Source organism: Actinoplanes sp. NPDC049598 (assembly GCF_040675435.1).
Classification (GTDB): domain Bacteria; phylum Actinomycetota; class Actinomycetes; order Mycobacteriales; family Micromonosporaceae; genus Actinoplanes.
Genome location: NZ_JBFAOX010000001.1, coordinates 515314 through 535512 on the forward strand (window position 1 = coordinate 515314; position 20199 = coordinate 535512).

The following is a 20199-nucleotide window of genomic DNA, read 5'->3' on the forward strand; positions in this document are numbered from 1 at the left end:
CGACGAGGAGCCGGTCAGGCGAAGGGCGCCGACCAGACGAGCAGCGTGCCGGCGGGCTGGGCCGGAGCGACGGTCAGCGTGCCCTGGTGGCGCTCCGCGCGCTGTCGCAGGTTGGCCAGCCCGCTGCGGCGGCCGTTGTCGGCGATGCCGATACCGTCGTCGCGGACTTCCAGCGTCACACGGCCGTCGGTGACGGTGACGGCGACGTCGGCCGAGCGGGCCCGGGCGTGCCGGGCGATGTTGCTCAACCCCTCGCGGAGAACGGCGACGAGGTCGTCCACCACGTCGCCCCGCAGCTCGTCGAGCAGGCCGGAGAATCGCAGCCCGGGTTCGAAGCCGAGGGTGTGCCGGGCCTGGCCGACGACCTCCAGCAGCCGGGCCCGGATGGTGTTCGTGTCGTTGCGCCGGCTCCGGTGCAGCGCGAAGATCGTGGTCCGGATCTGACCGATGGTGTCGTCCAGATCGTCGATGACAGCGGTGATGCGCTCCTGGGCGGCACCCGGGCCGATCCGGGCCGCCACCGTCTGCAGCGACAGGCCGGCCGCGAAGAGCTTCTGGATGACATGGTCGTGCAGGTCGGCCGCTATGCGGTCACGGTCGTCGAGCATCGCGGCCCGTTGCTGCTCGGCACGCGCCTCGGCCAGCTCGATGGCCACCGCGGCCTGGGTGGCGAAGCCGTCGGCCATCTCGAGTTCCTCGGCCGCGAAACCGGCCGCCTCGCGGCGGCGGAAGGCGCCGAGCACACCGAGGATCCGGGTCGACCCGCGCAGCGGAAGGACCATGCTGGGGCCGACGTCGATGGTGGCGGTGCTCAGCGGTTCGAGCCCCGCCTCCTGTGGCTCGTTGAGCCGCAACGGCCTGCCCTCGCGGTAGACCTTCCCGCTCAGCGAGCCCTCCAGCTCCAGGACCTGGCCGGGCAGCCCGTCGGCCCCCTCGCCGACGGCCACCTCGATCCCGAGGGCCTTGCCGTCCGGCAGCGGCAGCACGACCACGACGAGATCCGCCTTTGCCACTTCCCGGCTGCGTTCGGCAATCAGCTGCAAAGCCGTCGCCTCTTGGTCGTCCGCTGCCAGCAGCTGAGCCGTGATGGCCGCGGAGGCCTGCAGCCATTCACCGCGGACACGGGCGAACTCGTACAGCCGGGCGTTGTCGATGGCGGCGGCCGCGGTCGCCGCCAGGGCCCGGGTGAGCTCCTCGTCCTCCTGGCTGAACTCGCCCTTCTCGCTCTCGGCGAGGTAGAGGTTGCCGAACGCGGCGCCCCGGATGGTGATCGGGACGCCGAGGAAGCTGTCCATGGGCGGGTGGCCCGGCGGGAAACCGGAGGAGCGGACGTCGTCGGCGATGCGCCGCAGCCGGATCGGCCGGGGGTCGTCGATCAGCGCGCCGAGCAGGCCCTTGCCCTGGGGCAGGTGCCCGATGCGGGCCACCGCGTCGGCCGGCATGCCGGAGTGCACGAACTCGCTGAGCCCGCCGCCGGGCGCGATGACGCCGAGCGCGGCGTAGCGTGCCCCCACCAGCTCCCGGGCCGCCTCGGTGACCTGCTGCAGCACTGCCGGCAGGCTCAACTCGCCGACGATCAGCTGGTTGGCTCGCAGCAGGCCCCGGAGCCGGCCCTGGGTGCCGATCACCTCCTGAGCCCGGTCGATCAGCTGGCCGAGCAGCTCGTCCAGCTCGAGCCGGGGCTGGTCGGGGAAGGTCAGCCGAGGGGGTGTGGCGGCCGTCTGGTCACGTGGGTCGGTGCCTGATGTGGACACGGTTCTCCTCCAGCCGAGGCGTCGTCGCTGCCGCAGGCGGTTCCGGTCAGCCTAGGCCCGAGGTGACGGGGGAGGACACCTCGGAGAGCAGCACATCGTGAAGCGGGCGCCGGGGTGTGAGCCCACCCGGTTCGCCGTAGCCGATGCGGAAGGTCATCTGCGGGGCGCCGTAGCGGCCGAGCGAGCGGCGCAGCTGATCGCGCGCGGCCGGGACCTCGATGGGCTGCGACATCATCGAGCCGGCCAGGCCGGCGTCGGTGAGGGTGAGCAGGATGCGCTGCAGCGCCTGGCCCGCACCGATCTGATCGGCCGGCCGGTCGGCATAGGTGCCGAGCACGGCGATGAGCGGCTCCTGGTCGTGGGCGCGCCCGGGCACCGGGCGGAGCCAGCCGCCGCGGAAGGCGGCCGATGCCTCGCTTCGATAGGCCGGATCGCGCCGGAGCACGCGGTCGGCACTGGCCGCGATCTGCGCGAAGCCCGCCAGCGGCACTGTGCCGACCAGAAGGTCGAGCCAGACCGACTCGGCCCGCGCGGCCTCGAGCAGGCGGCTCCGGATCTCGGGCGGCACCGGATCCGGGCGGAACGGCCGGCGGTTGCTGTGCCGCCGGGCGATCGTGCCGTAGAGGGCCGCCTCGTCCGGCGAAGGCGAGGGCTCCGGTCCGGGCCGCAGCCGGGCGATGAGGTCGGGATCGCCGGGATCGGGCAGCAGCTCCACGACCGGCCGCGAGGCGTGCACGGCGAGCGCGAGGCGGGCGTTGAAGGTGGCCGCGCCGCAGGCGATCCGGGTCGCCCAGCCACGTTCGTCGGCCACGCTCAGGCGCCGCCGCGGATCGGCCAGGATATCGATCGCCCCGTCGCGCAGCCGGAACAGCCACGGCTGACTGTTGTGCATGGACGGAGCGCGGATCCCCGCTTCGGCCGCCCGCCACAGATCGGTCTCGGTATAGGTGTCCACGGGTTGCTCCTCGATGTCGGCTCCCTCACCAGGGTGCCGGGCGGGCCGAATCCCGTTCAGGGCCGAAAGACCCGCAGTGATCCCGGGTGCGCCGGCAGCCGTACGGTGAACACCGCCCCCCGGCCGGGCTCGCCGGTCGCCTCGATGGTGCTGCCGTGGCCTGCGACCACCTCGCGGGCCAGCGCGAGGCCGAGGCCGAACCGGCGCTGGTCGGCGTGCCCGCGCGCGAACCGGTCGAAGATGCGGTCCGCGTCGGCCGGGTCGAATCCGGTGCCGTCGTCGCGCACCGTCAGCGCCACCGAGCGTTCATCCGGCCGGTTCCGCAGCTCGACGGTCACGTGTCCGCCGGCCGCGGTGTGGCTCAGCGCGTTGTCGACCAGCGCCGTCACCACGCGGCGCAGCGCCGCCTCGCGGCCGGCGACCAGTGAGGGGCCGGCGTCGTCCGGATCGAACACGAGGGCGATGCCGAGCTGGCCGGTCCGGGCCGCGAAACCGGCCACCGCCCCGGCGGCCACGACGCCGAGGTCGACCTCCTCGGCCGCTCCGGCGCCGTTCTCCAGCTGGGTGGAGAGCAGCAGATCGTCGATCACCTCGCCGAGCTGGCGGGTCCCGGCCAGCAGCTGTTCGACATCGGCCGCCGTGTCGGCCGGCGAGGCGCCGGCCCGCAGGTCCTGCCGCAGCAGCTGGGCCCGGGTGTGCAGTTGCGTGACCGGGGTGCGCAGCTCGTGGCTGGCGTCGGCGACGAAGCGGCGCTGCCGGGCCAGCGCCTCGCCTAGACCGGCGGTGGGGACGGGCCGCACGACTGAGCCGGACGGATAGGGCGGCTCAGCGGGTGAGGGCGTTCAGTTGCCCCTCGGACATCCACCGTAGCGCGGTGTAGACGTGCTCGACGTCCGGGGCGCTGAGCCCGGCCAGGGCCGCGTCGAGTGTGGTGATCTCGTCCGTCTCGAGCCGGCGCCCCACGCCGCGTGGTGCGGCCAGGCCGGCACTGCCCTGAGCCAGCAGGCTGTCGTAGGTGCCGGCAGGCTGGTCGGTGGTCGGGTCGGCCACGCCGTACCGCCGGAGCAGCACCCGCAGCATGGCCAGATGCCCGCTCTGCGTGGCGGCGAGGTGATCGAACACCGTCGCGTCGTAGCGGGCGGCGAACGCCGTGTAAAGGTCGCGGGCGAGTTGTTCCTTCTGCGCCACGGACGCGAGCGTGGTCTTCTGCGCCGCGGTGAGGCGGCCCGTCGCCCCTTGCCGGCATGTGCCGTTGCCGTAACCGGATCCCATGCCGTAGCCCGGCCCCATCCGGTAGCCGCCGCGATCGGCGGTGGCCGAGGGCGCCGGGACCGGGGCGCCGAGGATGCCGGCCCCGGCCGGCGCCGTGACCGCCAGTCCTCCGATGCCGATCAGACCGGTCACCGCGATCGTGGCCGCCCGGCGGGAGATGGTCCTCATGGCTGGTCCCCTCCTCAGAAGCACGGTGTCATTTCTTCTGGATACGTCGGCGTGGTCACCCTCGCCCGGGCACAACGGCGCGAGCGAGGGCCCGTCCGCTGGTGTCTTAGGTCCCTGGTGGCCGGCTCCGCTCGTGTGCAGGCTGACACCAGGACCGCGTCGAAGGGGGCGGCATGATCACCGAGATGCCTCTGTCGCTGCGCCACCTCGCGCGAGCCGCCCCCACCGATCCGCCGAAGCTGCCACCCGCGTCGCCTCCGTCACGAACCGGGTGGTGGCGCCGATGGGTGTTGCCGGTCGGCCTGCTGGTGCTGTTCGCGCTGCTGTAGTGGCCTCTGCTGGCGAACGCCCCGGCCTCGGACACCCTGTCGTACACCGACTTCCTCGGCAAGGTCGATGCCGGGCAGATCGCCGCGGTCTCGGTCGACGACCGCGGTTCGGTGGCGGGCTCATACACCGACGGAAAGCGCTTCACCTCGCAGCTGCCCACCGCGCTGGACCCGACCGGGCTCGATCAACGGCTCAGCGTCCACAACGTGCAGGTCACCGCCACGCGCGCGCAGGGCTTGTGGCTATCGGGCCTGTTGGGCTGGCTGCCGTTCCTCGCCCTGATCGTGTTGTTCCTGGGGCTCGGCCTGCGCGCCGGCCGGCAACTCGCCGGCGGGGTCGGCGGGTTCGGCCGGTCACGAGCGCGGATCATCGAGGCCGAGCGCCCGCAGACCCGCTTCTCCGACGTGGCCGGCTACGACGGCGTCAAGCAGGAGATCAGCGAGGTGGTGGATTTCCTGCGGGAGCCGGAGAGGTACGCGGCGGCGGGCGCCACCGGTCCCAAAGGCGTGATCATGGTCGGGCCGCCGGGCACCGGCAAGACCCTGATCGCCCGTGCGGTGGCGGGCGGGGCTCGCGTGCCGTTCCTGTCGGTGACCGGATCCGAGTTCGTCGAGATGTTCGCCGGCGTCGGAGCGTCGCGGGTGCGCGACCTGTTCGCCGAGGCCCGCAAGCGGGCGCCGGCGATCGTGTTCATCGACGAGATCGACGCCTTGGGCAGCTGCCGCGGCGGCGCGCGGACCGGTGGGCACGACGAACGGGAGCAGACTCTCAACCAGTTGCTGGCCGAGATGGACGGATTCGACCAGGCGACCGGCACCGTCGTGCTGGCCGCGACCAACCGGCCGGAGACGCTGGACGGGGCCCTGCTGCGCCCGGGCCGTTTCGACCGGCAGGTGGTCGTGCCGCTGCCGAATCAGGCCGAGCGCTCGGCGATCTTGGCGGTGCACTCGGCCGGCAAGCACCTCGACCCTTCGGTGGATCTGTCCGTGGTGGCGCGGGGCACGCCGGCTTCTCCGGCGCCGACCTGGCCAATCTCGTCAACGAGGCGGCGATCAACGCCGTACGGGACAAGCGGGTCGTGGTCGGGCCCGGCGACTTCGACGCGGCCCGCGACCGTGTGCTGCTCGGCCGCCGGGACTCCTCGAACGCGCTGCTGCCGGAGGAGCGCCGCGCGGTGGCCTTGCACGAGGCCGGCCACGCCCTCGTCGCCGCCCTCTGCGAGCACGCCGACCCGGTGGCCAAGGTGATCATCCTGCCGGCGGGGATGGCGCTGGGGCGGGCGTCCCGATTTTCTCGGCGAGGACAGGGACGAACTGCTCGGCCGTCCGTACTCCGAGCAGACTCAGCGAGTCATCGATCAGGAGGTCGCCGCCCTGCTGCGCCAGGCGCAGGAACGCGCTATCGGTCTGCTGAGCTCCCACCGCGACGCCCTGGACCGGCTCGCGGATCTGCTGGTCGAACGGGAAACGGTCGACGGGCGGTGGTGCGGCAGGTGCTGCGTGCCGCCCCGGCCGGCGGGTCAGGTCCTGCGTGCTGTCGTGGACGGTCTTTCGGCCCTGCCGCGGCCGGTGCTGTTCGTCCGACCGTGGTGGTGTGAGTATCGGGCAGCACCTGTCGTCCTCCGCCCTGGCGGAAGTCGTCCGGCTGCGCCCGTTCCGCCGGCTGTGGTTGGTGTTCGGGCTGTCTTCGCTGGGCGACTGGCTGGGACTGCTCGCGACGTCGTCGTTCGCGTCCGCCCAGATGCGCTCGCCCGCGGCCCAGGGCGCGGCGTTCGGGGGCGTCATCGCGGTCCAGCTGTTGCCGTCGCTGATTCTCGGGCCGGTCGCCGGTGTGCTGGCCGACCGGTTCGACCGGCGGCGCACCATGGTTCTGGTCGATGTCGCGCGGTTCGCCCTGTACGCGTCGATCCCGACCGTGGCGCTGCTGTCGCAGGACCGGGCGGTCGTGGTCGCGTGGGCGGGAATCGCCTCGTTCGCGGCCCAGACCGGCGCGATGCTGTGGAACCCGGCCAAGGAGGCGGCGGTGCCGAACCTGCTGCCCCGCCGGCGGCTCGAGAAGGCGAACCAGCTGACCATCATCACCACGTACGGCATCACCCCGGTGCTGGCGGCGCTGGCCTTCGCCGGCGCGGCCCGGCTGCCGAGCCTGGGCCGCACCGACGCCGCCGCCTTCGCGCTGTACTTCGACGCGCTGACCTTCCTGGCCTCGGCGGCTGTGGTGCTGTTCGGGGTGCCCGAGATCTCGGGACGCCGTTCGGCAGCGCCGTCCCACGAGTCCTCGCTGGAGGCGCTACGGACCGGATGGCGTCATCTCACCGGCACGCCGCTGCTGCGCGGATTGATCGTGGGATTGCTCGGCGCTTTCACCGGTGCCGGGATCGTGGTGGGCGGAGCGCGCTTCTACAGCCGTTCCCTCGGTGGCGGTGATTCGACGTTCGCCCTGCTGTTCGCCGGGTTGTTCGTCGGCTTCGGGCTGGGCGTCGCGGCCGGCCCGAGGCTGGCCGGGCGGGTGTCGAGGCGCCTGGCGTTCGGTTTGTCGGTGCAGCTGGCCGGCCTGGCCGTGCTCCTGCTGGCCGTCACCACCCGTCCGGCGGTGGCCTTGGCGGAAGTCGTCGCCGTCGGGGTCGGTGCGGGCATGGCGTTCCTCTGCGGCATCACCCTGATCGGCCGGGACGTGGACGACGCCGTACGCGGCCGGGTCTTCGCCTTCGTCCAGACCGCAGCCCGGGCGATGTTGTTGCTCGCGGTCGCCGCATCGAGCGCGCTCGCCGGCGCCGGCGCCGGCCACGATGTCGTGATCGGCCCGATGGCCCTGGCTCCGGCCGACAGCCGGGTCCTCTACGCGATCGCCGGTCTGTGCGGACTCAGCGTCGGCGCCATCGCCCTCCGGCAGATGGCCGCCGCCGACGTCGCGTCCCTGCACCGGAGATGGCGCGACGCGTGGCAGCGCCGCCGACAGCGGCGCTGAGCACCGGAACGGATCGGCGACGGCTCACCGTCGGCTACGCGTCGGCGTGGCGGCGGCGGACCGGGCTGCGCCCGGGTGGTTGGACCGGCTCGGCGGTCAATGGGGTGGCGCCGTGGATCGGCCGGGTGACCGGTGCGCCGGGGGTGAGGGTCACGGGTTCGCCGTGATGCCACAGGTCAAGTTCGTGGTCGCCGGCCAGCGAGTACGTGGCCTGATGCCGGCCGATCTCGACGTGCAGGCGCTGTCCGCGCCAGAGCACGGAGAAAGCGAGCCGGTCGATGCGGGTGGGCAGGCGGGGCGCGAAACTGAGTCGGCCGCCGTGGTCGCGCAGCCCGCCCAGCCCGGCCACCAGGGACAGCCACGCGCCGGCCAGGGAGGCGATGTGCAGGCCCTCGCGGGTGTTGCGATGCAGATCCCGCAGGTCCATCAGGACCGCCTCGCCGATGTAGTCGTGGGCGAGCTCCAGATGCCCGACCTCGGCCGCCAGAATGGCCTGGGCGCAGGCCGACAGGGACGAGTCCCGTACCGTGCGCTGCTCGTAGTAGGCGAAGTCGCGGGCCTTGTCCTCGGGGGTGAAGGCGTCGCCGCACCAGTGCATCGCCAGCACGAGGTCGGCCTGCTTGACCACCTGGCTGCGGTAGAGCTCCAGATAAGGGAAGTGGAGCATCAGTGGGTACTCGCCGGGGCGTACGGCGCCGAAGTCCCATTCCTTGAGCAGGGTGAACCGGCGGTCCTGCGGGTGCACGCCCAGCTTGTCGTCGTACGGGACGGTCATGGCGGCCGCGGCGGCGCGCCAGCCGGCGATCTCCTCGTCGCCGACGCCGAGAGCCCGGCGCTGATCGGGCCGCCGGGCCACGGCGTCGGCCGCGGCCAGCAGATTCCGCCTCGCCATGAGGTTGGTGTAGACGTTGTCGTCGGCCAGGGCGGTGTACTCGTCCGGGCCGGTCACGCCGTCGAGGTGGAACGCGCCGGTCCGGTCGTGGTGGCCGAAGGAGGCCCAGAGCCGGGCCGTCTCCACCAGCAGTTCGGTGCCGGCCTCACGGTCGAACTCCTCGTCGCCGGTGGCGTTGACGTAGCGTACGGCCGCGTCGGCGACGTCGGCCGCGATGTGCACAGCGGCCGTGCCGGCCGGCCAGTAACCGGAGCACTCGTGGCCGCGGATCGTCCGCCACGGGAAGGCCGCCCCGGCCCACCCCAGGGTGGCCGCCCGTTCCTTGGCGAGCGCGAGGGTGGCGTGGCGCCAGCGCAGGACCTCGGCGGCCGCCCGCGGGCGCAGGTAGGTCAGGGCCGGCAGGACGAAGCGCTCGGTGTCCCAGAAGACGTGCCCGTCGTACCCCGGGCCGGTCAGGCCCTTGGCCGCGATGGGCTCGCCGCGCAGGCAGGCCCCGGCCTGCAGCACCTGGAAGAGCGCGAAGCGGGCCGCCTGCTGCACCTCGGCGTCACCGTCCACCTCGACGTCGGCGCCCGCCCAGAACGCGTCCAGGTAGGCGCGCTGGGCCGCCGTCAGCCCCTCCCAGCCTTCGAAGCGGGCGCCTTCGAGCGCCGCCTCGACCTGGTCGCGCAGGGCCGGCCACGACCGCCGGCCGGACCACGCGTAGGCCAGGAATTTGACCAGCCGCAGCGGCTGCCCGGGCTCGAGCCGGCCGACCACGGTGGTCCGGGCCAGGTCGTCCTCCGCCTCGCTGCGCCATCGCAAGTCGGCGGGGCCCTCGACGAGATGCTCCATCGCCACGGCCAGCCGCAGACCGCTTTCGCGGGTGGCGTGCGCCAGCAGGGCCCCGGTGCCGCCGGCCCGGCTGAGCTCGGCGACCAGGGGCGCCCGGAGCACGGCCGAGACCCGTGGGTCCTTGAGCGGGCCCGGCAGGGCCTCGTTGGTCACCAGCTCCGACTGCAGGATCACCCGGATCGGCGCGTCCAGCGGCTCCACCGTGTACTCGATCGCGGCGATCGGCCGCTGGGTCAGCGAGACCAGGCGGGTTGAGCGCACCCGCACGGCCCGGCCGGCCGGCGACTCCCATTCCACGTCCCGGCGCAGCACCCCCGCGCGGAGGTCGAGAACGCGTTCGTGGCGGCGCAGCCGGCCGTCGCGCACGTCGAAGGGCTCGTCGTCGACCAGCAGGCGGATCACCTTGCCGTTGGTCACGTTGACGATCGTCTGCCCGGATTCGGGATAGCCGTAACCGCCTTCGGCGTACGGCAAGGGGCGCAGCTCGTAGAACGAGTTGAGATAGGTGCCGGGCTGGGCGTGCGGGTCGCCCTCGTCGAGGTTGCCCCGCAGGCCGAGGTGACCGTTGGAGAGCGCGAAGATCGACTCCGACCGCCCCAGCAGCCGGCTGTCGAAGGCGGTCTCGCGGACCTGCCACGGCTCCACGGCGTACGCCGGGTGGCGGATCATGGTGGGCCTCCGCTCGCTATCCGGGGTGACGGGCCGCCCCTGACAGCTTGAGCCCGCCCGGTCCCGGCCCGCGAGGGCCGAACGGCCCTACGGCTGCCGGACCGGGCCGACGCGTATGCGCTCGCCGGCGCCGATCGGGTCGAGGTAGCGGCCGGCCGGCCCGGTGACGGCCTTCCCGCGCCGGTCCAGGCGGTAGCGCATCGGCACGGCGGTCGGGATGTCCAGGCGTTCGACCTCGGCCGGCCCGAGCTCCTCGAGGTACGTCACGAAGGCGCGCAACGTGTTGCCATGCCCGACCACCAGCGGTGTCTCACCGGCCAGCAACTGCGGAAACAGCACATCGGACCAGTACGGCAGCATGCGCCGCCACACGTCGGCCAGGCTCTCCGTGCGTGGCCGCGCGCCAGGCGCCAGGGTGGCGTACCGGGCGTCGGCGTACAACGCGGCCGTGTCTTCCTGATCCATCGGCGGCGGCGCCACCTCGTACGACCGCCGCCAGGCGCGGAACACGGCGGCATCGACCTCCGCGGCCACGGCGCGCTTGTCACGGCCGGTGAGGGCGCCGTAGTGGCGTTCGTTGAGCCGCCACGAGCGGTGCACCGGGATCCAGGACCGGCCGAGCTCATGCGCGACGATCTCGGCGGTGTGGATCGACCGCCGCAGCAGGGACGTGTGCACGGTCGTCGGCGTGATGCCCAGCTCGCGCAGGGATGCGGCGGCGCCGCGGGCCTGGGCGGCGCCCAGAGGGCTGAGCGGAACGTCGGACCAGCCGGTGAAGACGTCGGCGGCGTTGCTCACACTCTGCCCGTGCCGCAGGAGCAGCAGGGCGCCGCGATGCTCGGTACGCGTCATCCGAGCACCGTAGGCGACGGGGAGCACGTCCCGGCCGGACGGGCCGGAAGGCCCTCCTGCCGGTCCGCCGGCCGCCGTAACGTCCGGTGCGAATCCCATCGAAGGAGGACATGGTGAAGACCTGGAGTGTCGAGGATGTCATGACCAGGGCGGTCCTGTCCGTGACGGCGACCGACTCCTATCGGGACGTGGTCGATCTGCTGATCGGAAACAAGCTGAGCGCGGTGCCGGTGATCGACGCCTTCCGGCATGTCGTCGGGGTGGTGTCCGAGGCGGACCTGCTCCGCAAGATCGAGTACGCCGGCGAGGAGGAGCCGAGGCTCTTCGAGAGCCGCCGGCAGCGCGGCGAACGGCGCAAGGCCCGGGCCCGGACCGTGGCCGACCTGATGAGCGCGCCCGCGGTCGTGGCCCTCAGCAGCACCTCGATCGCCGCGGCGGCGCGGCTGATGGACAGGGAGAACGTCAAGCGGCTGCCGGTCGTCGACGACCTCGGGCGCCTGGTCGGCATCGTCTCCCGCGCCGACCTGCTGAAGGCTCACCTGCAACCTGACGACGAGATCCTCGCCGACATCGAGTCGGGTGTGCTGCGCCCGTACGTGGACGACGAGGGCACCAACGTCGCCGCGGCCGTGGCCGACGGGGTCGTCACGCTGTCGGGCCGCGTCCACCGTTACACGTCGGCCGAGCTGGCCGAGCGGCTGTGCCGGCAGGTCGCAGGTGTGGTCGATGTGCGGTCCTCGATCGCCTACGACTACGACGATCGCGTCTCGCTGGGCATCCGGATGGGGACGGTCGCCGGCTGAGCGCCCGGAAGGCGATCGCCCGGCCCGTTCGCGGGCCGGGCGAAGGTCGCCGTGCGGTCATGACCCGACCGTGGCCGGTGGAACCTGTTGCGGGGCCGGGCCGGTGGGACCGGGGGCCGGTGGTGGCGGGCTGTGCCGGCGGCCGAGGCCGATGCCGCCCAGCGCGATCAGCCCGATCGCGATGACGCCGAGTACGATACCGGTGGTGAGCAGGCCGGCGCCCAGACCGGTCAGATCGGGCACCTGGACCCCGCCGCGCACGTCGGCCGTCAGGCCGGGCGTGCCGTCGAGATTGGTCACGACGACCGCGTAGTCGCCGTCGGTGACGTTCCACTGCAGGGTGCCGGAGCCGGTCGCGGTGGCGATCCAGAACGGCTGAGCCGCGGGGTCGGCCACCGCCCGCGTGACGCCGCCGGCCCGCTGATAGCGGGCGTCTCCGGAGTTCACGCCGGTCAGCTCGTCGTGGGCGGTGCCGGCCAGCCACGCGTCGACGGAGCTCTGCGGGGCGATGCCGACGAACAGCGCCCGACCGGACGGCGACGTCGCGGACACCCGCAGCCCACCGACGTCGGCGATGTCGCGGGTCCACAGATCGGCGTCGGCGATCCTCAGGTTCTCGGCCGTGACCGCGGCCGTAGTGCTGCCCAGGCGCAGGGCCGGGCTGGTCACGTAGCCCGCGCTGTCCCGCGACGAGTCCAGGCCGAGCAGGACACCCCCGCCGATGGTCAGGCCGGCGGCCGGCGCGAGCAGCAATACTCCGGCCACGAGCGCGATGACCGAGCCGGCCACCGAGCCGGCGCGCGGTGGCGAAGCGAGTCTCGGTTCGTCCGGCGGCGGCTCGGGCTCGGTCTCTCCCTGATCCAAGCGGAACGGCGGATAAGTGGGCGTGAGCAAGGTCAGGTAGGCGGCCACCCGGAGATTCCAGCGGGCCACCCCGACCAGCAGATCGTGGAGTCCGCGCGGATATTTGCCGGTGAACAGCAGGGCCACGCCCGCGATCAGCAGCGCGGTGCCGATCACACTCACCGGGGCGCCCTCGCGCCGGGTGCCGGCGCCGGTCAGCGCGCCCAGGATCACCAGGTGCGGGACGGCGAACAGCCAGGCGACCAGGGGCAGCCAGCGCGGCGGCGGCCCGGACGGCTCCAGGTGCACGCGAGCCGGGTGGTCCGGCACGTCGGCCAGCGTGAACGGCGGGTACTGATCGGTGCCCAGGGCCTGGTAGCCGTAGTAGCCGACCCGCCACGTCCAGCGCAGCACGCCGAGGTTGTAGGCCCGGATCGACTCCGGGTAGCGGCCGGTGAACAGCACCGCCAGGTAGGCCACGAGAGTGAGCACCACCAGACCGGTCCACAGCACCAGCAGGACGATGTAGTGCGGGATCAGCAGCAGCCATTTCACCAGCCAGAGCCACCGGCTCGGCGAGGGGTCACGGCGTGCCTCGACCTGCAGCGGAAAGCGGTTCATGTCACCTCCCAGAAGGCGTTTCCTCCAGCGAATCGCCGCCGGCCCCGGCCCGGCAGGGCCGGAAGTCCGTGGGTGCGGGCCGTCCAGCCCTGCCACCCGCGACGGCGCGCGGCTTAGCGTGGGAGCGGAGAGGAGCCCGGTCATGGACGCACGCGTGCTCGTCCGGTGTGTCGAGGCGGCGACTCTGGCGCCGTCGCTGCACAACAGCCAGCCCTGGCGTTTCCGCATCGACGGCGACGCGGTCGAGGTGTACGCCGACCGGCTGCGCCAGCTGGAGGTGCTCGACCCGGCCGGCCGCGAGCTGATGATCAGCGTCGGCGCCGCCGTCTTCACCCTGCGGGTGGCGATGCGGGAGGCCGGCTGGATCCCGGGAGTCGAGACGTTCCCCGACGACCACCGGCCGGATCTCGTCGCCCGGGTGTTCCCCGAGCAGTCCGCCCGGCCCGGCCCGGGCGCGCGGGAACTCGCGGCCGCCATACCGCGCCGGCACACCAACCGGCGGCCCTTCGCCTCGGCCGTGGTCCCGGCCGGCGCCATCGAGAAGCTCGAGAAGGCCGCCGGCCACGAGGACGTGATGCTGACGGTCGCCGGCCCGGCGAGTCGTACGGTGATCGTCAGCCTGGGCCGGACGGCGGCGGAGCGTCTGAGCCGCCGCGGCGGTTACTTCGCGGAGCTCAACCGCTGGACACGGCCGTTCCCCGGCCGGCGCGACGGCATCCCGCCGTCCGCGATCGGGCCGTGGGACGCGATGGAGCGCGTCCCGATGCGTGACTTCGGCGTCGTCAGCCCGCAGCCGTCGCGCCGAGGCGAACGTTTCGAGGCGTATCCCACCATCGTCGTGCTCTCCACCCACGGGGACGGTCCGGAACAGTGGCTGCGGGCCGGTCAGGCCATGCAGCGGGTCCTGCTCGTCGCCACCGGCCTGGGCCTGGCCACCACGCCGGTCAGCCAGCCGGTGGAGATCGCCTCGATCCGCGAGGTGCTCTCCGACCCGAAGACCGGCCGCTGGGCCCAGATGCTGATCCGGCTGGGATACGGGGCACCGGCCGCCGCCACTCCCCGCCGCCCGCTCACCGACGTCCTGGCCGACGGCTGACCCCGCGCCGGCCGGCGAACCAGTAACAGCCGTCGTCGTCGCGGGAGACGAGGTCACCCGTCAGATACCAGCCCTCGCCGAAGGCGTCGGCGGTGCGGACGGGATCGTCGAGATAGCCCTGGAACATCGACGGCCACCCGGCTCGGAACGCGAGCTCGCCCACGGCGCCCGGCGCGGTCACGGGCTCGACCCGCCCCGGGGCGACCGCTTCACGACGGCCGCCCGGATGCCCGGCATCGGCCGGCCGATCGAGCCCGGCCACACGTCAAGGCCCGCGAAGTTGCTGACGAGAATGGCGCCGGTTTCCGTCTGCCACCACGTGTCGTGCACCGTGTGACCCAGGGTGGCGTGGCTGCCGGCGACAGTCTCCGGCCGGAGACCGCCTCCCTCGGCGACGATCAGGCGCAGCGACGGCGGCAGTAGATGCGGCAGCCCGTCTTTGTGCAACCGGTCGAGCAGGGCGGCGGGCGCGTACCACAGCGTCGTCCGCTCGTCGTGCGGCAACGACGGCGGGCCGAGGTCGACGACGGTCGTGACACCCCGGGCCAGTGGCGCGATCATCCCATAGGCGGTGTGGGTGACCCGGCCCGCGGACACCGAGATCTCGAGGTTGTCGTCGTCCTGCAGGTCGAGGGCGTACGTCGCGGACGCGAGCTGAGCGACCACCGCCTCGTGCGGGTGGACGACTCCGGAGACCGCGCCCATCGTCCCGGCCGTGAAATGCACCATGGCCGGTTGCCCGGGATCCGTGGGCGGAACGGCGAAGCGCGGCGACATCGTGCCCAGCACCGTGTCGAGACCGTCCGGCTCGGCAACGAGAAGGACCCGGCGCAGCCGGGAGAGATGTGGCCGGATCGGCGCGACGAACCGGTCGTACAGCTCAGGGCTGGTCACCAGAAGGGCGGCCTCGCTCGCGGACAGGCATCGCGGCGTCTCCGCGGCCCGCTCGACCGGCAAGGTGGTCAGGACCGCGCCGAACTTCAACGTCCCCAGGGCGCAGACGTACGCTTCGGGGCCGGCGCCGAGAAGCACGAAGATCCGATCGCCCGGCCGCAGCCCCAGCTCCTGGAGGACGTTGGCGAACCGGCTCGTGGCCCGCTCCAGGTCACCGTAGGTGAATTCGGAAATGCGCCACCCGGACGGAGAAACCGGAGCGCGGCCTTGTCCCGCCGGCTCGTCCGGGCGTGCCGGTCGACCGCCTCGTAGCCGATGTTGAGCCCGCGATCGTCCGGCAGACCGCTCAGCCAGGCCCGGGCCCGGGCCCAGCTGAAGTCGTGCCGCGTCCACGCGTAATTGTCGAGGTTGGACCGGGCACGGTCTCGCGCGCTCTTGCGGATGACTGCGAGATCAAGCACCTCGCTCCTCCTCGAGCCAGGCGGCGGACGGGTAATCGGTGTTTCGGGTTCGCCGGCAGGGCCTTCCCCGGGTCCATGGTGGGAGCGTCCACCACCTCAGGTTGTCACCATCGTGCCGGCGAACTCGATTTCATCGTCCGCCTGGGCGGTGACGGCGGCCAGGGCCGTCAGTCCTGTCCTGCGGGCCGGACGGCCGTACGGGCGCCACGGCGCCACCTCGCGTAGCGGTAGGTGTGGGCCATGGCCCGGATCGCCCGGTCGTGCTGCCGGTAGACGGGCAGGCGACGGATTCCCACGTGGAGCGGGTCGTCGGAGCTGCCGATGAGGACGGCGGCGGCGGTGCGGCCGGGATGGCGGTCCAGGACGTCGGCGACGGCGGTCAGCATCGCCCCGGGTACATTGGCCCGAGAGCCGACGATCATGGGCAGCACAATGTCGGCCCGGCCACCGGCGGCCACCTCCTCGACCGCGTCCGCCATCTCGCGCGGACCGGCGCCGGCGCCCAGATCCATGGTGCAGTCGCCGGGCATCGACGGCACGGCGAAGCCGTACGCCCGGGCCGCGCTCGCGGCGATCGAGGCGAGACCGCCGGCGTTCCCGACGATGGCCAGCCGGTTGCCGGCCGGCAGCGGCTGGTCGACCAGCATCCGGGCCGCGTCCGTCAGCTCGTCGAGGCCGTTCGCGCGGACGATACCGGGACCGGGCGCACCGCCGACGGTCAACACCGGTTTGCAGGCGGCCAGCATCCGGGCCGCGCAGTCGTGGGCGCCGGATGGACCGGCCGGGTCCAGGTAGAGGGCGACCGCCCGGGTGAGCGCGTCGTCCCGCCAGAAGTCGATCAGGTCGGCGATCTCGCCGTCCGGGCCCGGCCCGAGGGACACGAAGCCGGCCACCCCGCAGCCGTTGCGGGCCACGTGCTCCAGCACGGCGGCGCCGACCGCGCTGGACTGCACGGCCAGCGCCAGGCCGCCGCGGGCAGGCGGGGTCCGGGTGAGCGTGGCGTTCAGCAGCACACGGGGATCGGTGTTGAGCACGCCGAAGCTGTCCGGGCCGACCAGCCGGACGCCGTGGGCGCGGGCGACCCGGGCCAGTTCCCGCCCGCGCTCGGCGCAAGTGGCCGCGAGCAGCACGGCGTGCCGGGTGCCGAGCCGGCCGGCAGCCCGCAGGATCTCGGGCGCTTCACCGGGAGGGGTCGCCACTACGAGGAGATCGACCGGCCTGGGCAGACCCGCGATCGCGCGATGACCCGGGACCCCGCACACGGGGCGGCCCGAGTCGTGGACCGGGTAGAGCCGGGCCCGCAGACCGAAATCGCGCAGCGTGTGCACGATCTCGTAGCCGGCCTGGCCATGGCCGCGCATGGCCCCCACGACCGCGATCGACCGGGGCGCCAGCAGCGGCCGCACCGGCGAGGGGAGGGGAGTGCTCACGTCCGGAGCATCGTGGTCGGTGGTCGTCGTCATCCTCCGGCCCTCCTTCGGTGGGACCTCCACCGTGGGCACGGCGGCCACCTGGCCGTAAGGGCCGAAGGTCCCACCGGTCCTGAGCGGCCGGTGTCAGCCCGTCGACAGGCCCAATGACCCTACTGAGGACGGCCCGGGAGATTTGATCATTAGTTACGACCCGGTGAACGGCCGGGACCAGTCAGGGAGGCGTCATGACTCGTACGGAACAAGTCATCAGCCCTCAGGTGCACACCCATGGCGAGGTCGGGCCGGAGGCCGCTGCCTACGCCGTCGGCAAGCTGACCGCGGCCCTGCACCACGCCCCGGGACCGGTGCTGCGCTCGTCGCTGACGATCGACTCCGCGGCACCCGGCGACCGGGTGGACGCGCACGTCGACGTCAACGGGGTGGGCCTGCATGTGCACGCCATCGGCGAGACCCTGCAGGAGGCCACCGACCTGATGCAGGAACGCCTCCGCTCCCGGCTGCGCCGCATCCGCCGCCGCCCGCAGCAGGGCCCGCCCGCGCCACCTCCGTACCCGGCACAAGAGTCCTTCGACCCTGCCCTCGGTGCCGGCCCGGGCGCAGCGTGAGAAGTCGACGGACCGGTGCTTCGATCGGGGGGTGCCGGCCCCGGAAGGGAGTGATCACAATGGTGGCGACGACTGAGGGAACGGACGTCCTCCGCGCGGTACGCGACGGCCTGTCGGCGAGCACCGCGGGGCGGGTGTTCGGTGAGCCGGTCACCGAGAACGGCACCTTGATGCTGCCGGTGGCCAAGGTCGCCGGTGGCGGCGGAGGAGGCGGCGGGTCCGGGCCCGCCGGTGAGGGACAGCCCGAGGGCTCCGGCGGCGGCTTCGGCACGGCGGCGCGGGGGCTCGGGGTCTTCGTGCTCAAGGACGGCCGGGTCAGCTGGCATCCCGCCGTGGACGTGAACCGGATCGTGCTCGGCGGTCAGATCGTGGCGGTCACCGCCCTGCTCGTGGCCGGTGTCCTGCTGCGCGGCCGCCGCTTCAAGGCGCGCCGTCGTCCGGGGCTCCGGCGGCACAAGTAGCCGGGCGCGACGGGGACGGGGTGACACCGGCGGTGTCACCCCTTCGCCGTCCGCGACGGATCATCGGCTGGAGCCGGCGAGCTCCAGTCCGGACAGCGCGCTCTCGGCGCCGGCGGACTCGCCGCTGCGGGTGACCTTGTCGAAGTAGCGGAGCAGCTCGACCGGGAACGGCATCACCAAGGTGCTGTTCTTCTCGGCGGCCACGTCCACGACCGTCTGCAACAGCCGCAGCTGGAGCGCGCCCGGGGTGGCGGCCATCGCGTGGGCGGCCTCGGCCAGGCGCTTGGACGCCTGGAACTCGCCGTCGGCGGCGATGACCCGGGCCCGGCGTTCGCGTTCCGCCTCGGCCTGCCGTGACATCGACCGTTTCATGGTGTCGGGCAGCGCGACATCCTTGACCTCGACCCGCTCGATCAGCACCCCCCACGGCTTCTCGGTCGGCGCGTCGATCGTCGTCTTGAGCTCGCTGTTGATCCGCTCCCGGTCGCTGAGCAGGATGTCCAGGTCGGCCCGGCCGATCACCGACCGCAGCGAGGTCTGGGCGACCTGAAGCACCGCGCGCGGGTAGTCGCGCACGTTGACCAGCGCCCGGACCGGGTCGACGACGCGGTAGTACACCACGGCGTCCACCGTCAGGGTGACGTTGTCATGCGTGATCGCGCCCTGTGCCGGCACCGGCATCACGACCGTCTGCATGGTCACCTTCACCATGCGGTCGGCGAGCGGAATGATCACGCGCAGTCCGGGTTCGCGGACGCCGTCCAGCACGCGCCCGAAACGGAACACCACGCCACGCTGGTACTGCTGCACCAGCCGCAGGCTCAGCAACCCCAGGACCAGCACCGCGGCTACGGCGATGCCGGCGATCAGCCATCCGTTCATGGCTCCTCGATTCCTCGTCACTATGGACTTCCTCCTTTCACCCTGCTCCCGTGAAAGCGGTCCGGGCAGGAACCTCCGGCCTCCGGCGGTGGGCCGAGCGGCCCTGGATCCGCGTGGACAGCGGCCGGACAGTGGAACGGACAGGAGCGGAGAAGATGATGGAGCTCTACCGCAACGAGTCGCTCGCCGGCCGGGTGAGCGACGCCGACCTGGCCTACCTCGCGATGGACCGCGGGCCGGTGCACGAGCAGTTCGCGGTCGTGCTCCTCCTCGGGCCCGGCTTCGACGTCGAGCGGGGAGCCCGCGTGCTCGGCGAACGCGTCCGGCAGATCCCGCGGTTGCGGCAGCGCATAGTGCGTACCCGTCGCGGACCGGCCTGGGCGGACGACTGCTCCTTCGACCCGGCCCGGCACATCTACACCCGGCGCTGCCGCCGGCCGTGCAACGAACGCTCGGTGCTGGAAGTCGTCGTCCCCGAGGTGACGTGGTGGCTGCGGCGCGACCGGCCGCTGTGGCGGGCGATCTTCGTGACCGGCCTGGCGGAGGGGCGTACAGCCCTGGTGCTGATAGTGCATCACGCCCTGGCCGACGGCCTGGGTGGCCTGGCCGTCCTAAACGCGCTGATGGACGGCGGCGGGTCGCCGTCCGGCCCCGGGGCCGGACCACCCGAGCGTCGCCGCCGGCGGGGCCCGATCGCCGCGAGCACCGATCTCTTCCACGGCCGGGCGGCCCGGAACTCCTTGTTGCGGCCCACCGGGTCGCGACGGCGGGCGCTGGCGGTACGCACCGGCCTGGAGCCGGTCCGCGCCGCCGCCCACCAAGCCGGGGCCACGGTCAACGCGGCCGTGCTCGTCGCGGTGGCGGGAGCACTGCGCCGCCTGCTCGCCTACCGGCGCGAGAGCCTCGATGCCGTCCGTGTCGGCGTGCCGGTCGGCGACAGCCACCACAGCGCGCCGGGCGCGGGCAACGCGGTGAGCCTCATGGTGGTCACCGTGCCGGCTGATGGGCCGTACCGGCCCCGGATGGCCCGAGTGGCGGCCGACACGCGGGCCCGGCGCGGGCGGGCGGCCGCGCCGGCCCCGATCACGGTGCTGGGCCGGGTCTTCCGGCTCGCCGCCGCCACCGGGAGTTATCAGTGGTACATGAACCACCAGCGCCGGCTGCACATCGTGATCAGCTGCCTGCGCGGCCCGGCCGGCCCGGTGTGCCTCGCCGGTGTCCCGGTGGAGCGGATGATCCCGATCGCCCCGGCCACCACCTCCAACCTGACGATGGCCTGCCAGGCGTTGTCCTACGCGGGTGAGCTGACCGTGACCACGGTGGCCGACCCGGGCCGCTGCCCGGAGCTGGATCTGTTCGGCCGGTATTTGCACGCCGAGCTCGAGGCCGTCGCCACCCGCCGATGAC

The 20199-nt window shown here is 73.1% G+C and carries 18 protein-coding genes and 3 pseudogenes; 10 read left to right on the forward strand and 11 right to left on the reverse strand.

Annotation, left to right across the window (positions count from 1 at the left end):
- Positions 1-14 precede the first annotated feature (14 nt).
- From AB0J66_RS02550 to AB0J66_RS02565, 4 genes are read right to left on the reverse strand one after another with little or no spacing between them, the layout of a single operon-like run.
- The gene (locus AB0J66_RS02550; protein ID WP_364655018.1) at positions 15-1754 is read right to left on the reverse strand and encodes a GAF domain-containing protein; all 1740 of its coding nucleotides are present in this window, start codon (positions 1752-1754) and stop codon (positions 15-17) included.
- Positions 1755-1800: 46 nt separating this feature from the next.
- Entirely contained in the window at positions 1801-2709 is a 909-nt protein-coding gene (locus AB0J66_RS02555) for a nitroreductase family protein (RefSeq protein WP_364655019.1), read from the reverse strand.
- A 56-nt stretch (positions 2710-2765) separates the two neighbouring features.
- Positions 2766-3509: a HAMP domain-containing sensor histidine kinase gene (locus AB0J66_RS02560; protein ID WP_364655020.1), complete on the reverse strand. Its 744-nt coding sequence runs from the start codon at positions 3507-3509 to the stop codon at positions 2766-2768.
- A 25-nt stretch (positions 3510-3534) separates the two neighbouring features.
- Positions 3535-4149, reverse strand: a complete 615-nt coding sequence (locus AB0J66_RS02565; RefSeq protein WP_364655022.1) for a DUF2202 domain-containing protein — start codon at positions 4147-4149, stop codon at positions 3535-3537.
- Between the two features lie 173 nt (positions 4150-4322).
- Between AB0J66_RS02565 and AB0J66_RS02570 the strand changes: the two genes are divergently transcribed.
- The 5 genes and pseudogenes from AB0J66_RS02570 (at position 4323) to AB0J66_RS02590 (ending at position 7446) form a co-directional block, all read left to right on the forward strand.
- Positions 4323-4478, forward strand: a complete 156-nt coding sequence (locus AB0J66_RS02570; RefSeq protein WP_364655024.1) for a hypothetical protein — start codon at positions 4323-4325, stop codon at positions 4476-4478.
- Positions 4479-4487: 9 nt separating this feature from the next.
- Positions 4488-5375, forward strand: a pseudogene (locus tag AB0J66_RS02575) (ATP-dependent metallopeptidase FtsH/Yme1/Tma family protein); the annotation flags it as partial.
- A 128-nt stretch (positions 5376-5503) separates the two neighbouring features.
- A pseudogene (locus tag AB0J66_RS02580) lies at positions 5504-5710 on the forward strand (cell division protein FtsH); the annotation flags it as partial.
- A gap of 82 nt (positions 5711-5792) precedes the next feature.
- Positions 5793-5945 (forward strand): annotated as a pseudogene (locus AB0J66_RS02585) (hypothetical protein); the annotation flags it as partial.
- A 127-nt stretch (positions 5946-6072) separates the two neighbouring features.
- Entirely contained in the window at positions 6073-7446 is a 1374-nt protein-coding gene (locus AB0J66_RS02590; protein WP_364655026.1) for an MFS transporter, read from the forward strand.
- 34 nt (positions 7447-7480) lie between these two features.
- On the opposite strand, the gene AB0J66_RS02595 is transcribed toward AB0J66_RS02590, so the two are convergent.
- Positions 7481-9841, reverse strand: a complete 2361-nt coding sequence (locus AB0J66_RS02595; protein ID WP_364655027.1) for a glycosyl hydrolase family 65 protein — start codon at positions 9839-9841, stop codon at positions 7481-7483.
- An 87-nt stretch (positions 9842-9928) separates the two neighbouring features.
- Positions 9929-10693 (reverse strand): 2,3-bisphosphoglycerate-dependent phosphoglycerate mutase, encoded by a 765-nt coding sequence (locus AB0J66_RS02600; RefSeq protein ID WP_364655029.1) that lies wholly within the window; start codon positions 10691-10693, stop codon positions 9929-9931.
- Positions 10694-10806: 113 nt separating this feature from the next.
- Here AB0J66_RS02600 and AB0J66_RS02605 point away from each other — a divergent pair, with 113 nt between their 5' ends.
- Positions 10807-11496, forward strand: coding sequence for a CBS domain-containing protein (locus AB0J66_RS02605; RefSeq protein ID WP_364655031.1), 690 nt, complete (start codon positions 10807-10809; stop codon positions 11494-11496).
- Positions 11497-11553: 57 nt separating this feature from the next.
- Here AB0J66_RS02605 and AB0J66_RS02610 read toward each other — a convergent pair whose 3' ends face one another.
- Positions 11554-12960: a DUF4389 domain-containing protein gene (locus AB0J66_RS02610; protein WP_364655033.1), complete on the reverse strand. Its 1407-nt coding sequence runs from the start codon at positions 12958-12960 to the stop codon at positions 11554-11556.
- Between the two features lie 142 nt (positions 12961-13102).
- On the opposite strand from AB0J66_RS02610, the gene AB0J66_RS02615 reads away from it, so the two are divergent.
- Positions 13103-14056: a nitroreductase family protein gene (locus AB0J66_RS02615; RefSeq protein WP_364655035.1), complete on the forward strand. Its 954-nt coding sequence runs from the start codon at positions 13103-13105 to the stop codon at positions 14054-14056.
- Here the strand turns inward: AB0J66_RS02615 and AB0J66_RS02620 are convergent.
- The 3 genes from AB0J66_RS02620 to AB0J66_RS02630 form a co-directional block, all read right to left on the reverse strand.
- Positions 14031-14237 carry a hypothetical protein gene (locus tag AB0J66_RS02620; RefSeq protein ID WP_364655037.1) on the reverse strand — a complete coding sequence of 69 codons (207 nt, stop codon included), beginning with the start codon at positions 14235-14237 and terminating at the stop codon, positions 14031-14033. The two genes, AB0J66_RS02615 and AB0J66_RS02620, sit on opposite strands and share 26 nt — an antisense overlap.
- Entirely contained in the window at positions 14234-15343 is a 1110-nt protein-coding gene (locus AB0J66_RS02625) for an AMP-binding protein (RefSeq protein ID WP_364655039.1), read from the reverse strand. The genes AB0J66_RS02620 and AB0J66_RS02625 overlap by 4 nt, the downstream gene beginning before the upstream one ends.
- Positions 15344-15578: 235 nt before the next feature.
- Positions 15579-16874 (reverse strand): CoA-binding protein, encoded by a 1296-nt coding sequence (locus AB0J66_RS02630; RefSeq protein WP_364655041.1) that lies wholly within the window; start codon positions 16872-16874, stop codon positions 15579-15581.
- A 194-nt stretch (positions 16875-17068) separates the two neighbouring features.
- Between AB0J66_RS02630 and AB0J66_RS02635 the strand changes: the two genes are divergently transcribed.
- Complete coding sequence (locus tag AB0J66_RS02635) at positions 17069-17449, forward strand: hypothetical protein (RefSeq protein ID WP_364655043.1); 381 nt, start codon at positions 17069-17071, stop codon at positions 17447-17449.
- 59 nt (positions 17450-17508) lie between these two features.
- Entirely contained in the window at positions 17509-17910 is a 402-nt protein-coding gene (locus tag AB0J66_RS02640; protein WP_364655045.1) for a spore germination protein GerW family protein, read from the forward strand.
- Positions 17911-17970: 60 nt separating this feature from the next.
- Here AB0J66_RS02640 and AB0J66_RS02645 read toward each other — a convergent pair whose 3' ends face one another.
- A complete protein-coding gene (locus AB0J66_RS02645; RefSeq protein ID WP_364655047.1) occupies positions 17971-18792 on the reverse strand; it encodes an SPFH domain-containing protein in 822 nt (273 codons plus the stop codon).
- A 50-nt stretch (positions 18793-18842) separates the two neighbouring features.
- Between AB0J66_RS02645 and AB0J66_RS02650 the strand changes: the two genes are divergently transcribed.
- Entirely contained in the window at positions 18843-20198 is a 1356-nt protein-coding gene (locus tag AB0J66_RS02650; RefSeq protein WP_364655049.1) for a wax ester/triacylglycerol synthase domain-containing protein, read from the forward strand.
- Position 20199 lies beyond the last annotated feature (1 nt).